At 56.2% G+C, this 843-nt stretch carries 1 protein-coding gene; it reads left to right on the top strand.

What is annotated here, in order from left to right; all coding sequences use genetic code 11:
* Nucleotides 1–363: 363 nt before the first annotated feature.
* The coding region (locus JNK74_28375; protein MBL7650104.1) for a prepilin-type N-terminal cleavage/methylation domain-containing protein at nt 364–843 on the top strand (480 nt) is incomplete at its 3' end.

Raw genomic sequence — 843 nt, 5'->3', positions numbered from 1 at the left:
ATACTGGTTTTTGCTGCATTTCCTGATCAGGTACCAGAAAAGTGAGCCTTCTGGTTGCAGCAACTGCATCAACATCGCCGAATCTTCGGTATAATTCAGGGGTATGGATCTGTGGAATTGCCCCGGTAATGAGTTTCAGATGGTTGCAGTGATGAGGATTTTCGGTTTTTCGACCTCAAATTGACTCGACATGGTCGGTTTTCCGTGGTATCCTGTAATGTAACCGAAAGGGCGTGTACCCGTTCTGGGAAAAATCACGCCGGGGTTCAGTGAAAGTCCGCGTTCGCGGCAAACTTCGGTTTGGTAGGGTTCTTGTGCGTCAAGTGTACCCGTGTTCTGTGAGAGTGTGCAAAGGAGGCCCACATGAAGTGCGGTCGTAGCGTGTATCGAAAGTCTGGTTTTACGCTGATCGAGTTGCTGGTGGTGATCGCCATCATCGCACTCCTGATCGGCATCCTGCTGCCTGCCTTGGGCGAAGCCCGCAAGTCCGGCCGCATCACCATCTGCACGGCGAACATGAAGCAACTGGGTGTCGCTACGCAGAGTTACACGGCGGACTATCAGGATCGTTTGTACGCCTTCACGATCAGCGCCGCGACGGCCAACCTGCTCACCTTCCAGGACCTGCGAGATCAGGCCTCGGGCGGCGGGCTCGAGGCTCACGCCGCTCAGGCGGTAGACATCATCCGTCGCCGCACGGGCCGCGATAACTTCGACCAGGTCAACGGCTGGATCCCCGATGTGCTCTACACGCACCTCGTACTCCAGGATTACCTCGCCAGCCGTCTTCCCGAGAAACTCGTTGTCTGCCCCGAAGACCGCAACCGCAACCTCTGGCAGACC

The sequence above is a fragment of the Candidatus Hydrogenedentota bacterium genome, from assembly GCA_016791475.1.
In the GTDB taxonomy this organism is placed as follows: Bacteria; Hydrogenedentota; Hydrogenedentia; order Hydrogenedentales; family JAEUWI01; genus JAEUWI01.
Note: the sequence above shows the minus strand (reverse complement) of the source record. Positions and strands in the feature narration are given on the sequence as shown.